Raw genomic sequence first — 323 nt, 5'->3', positions numbered from 1 at the left:
ATCGTTGTCGGAAGACCTTACCCCAGGTGGTTCGATGCAGAGTTACCATGGCGGGCATATAGAGCGCTTTACGAATAAATGTATGCCCAACCTTTGACATTTTTGCTTTGCGACAGACACTGCTGCCGGACTCATGATGCTCTGGGTCAAGACCTGCAAAGGCAACAGCCTTCTTTACAGAAGAAAAACGTTCAGCGTCTGCATAATACGAAAGCAGTACAGCAATCGTGCGCTCGCCGAGCCCAGGAACACTGTCTAATAATTTTTGCTTATCTTTTAAATCTGGATCATTATTCATATGATTGTTGATCGACCGGGTCAGT

At 45.8% G+C, this 323-nt stretch carries 1 protein-coding gene; it reads right to left on the bottom strand.

Annotation, left to right across the window (positions count from 1 at the left end):
* Positions 1-298, bottom strand: a 298-nt coding sequence (locus ACO0LL_RS30370; protein ID WP_422954543.1) for an IS110 family transposase, incomplete at its 3' end; no start/stop codon positions are given.
* Positions 299-323 lie beyond the last annotated feature (25 nt).

The organism is Undibacterium sp. TC4M20W (assembly GCF_049340245.1).
In the GTDB taxonomy this organism is placed as follows: Bacteria; Pseudomonadota; Gammaproteobacteria; order Burkholderiales; family Burkholderiaceae_D; genus Undibacterium.
The sequence above is the reverse complement of the archived record's forward strand: the minus strand, read 5'-3'. Positions and strand labels throughout refer to the sequence as shown.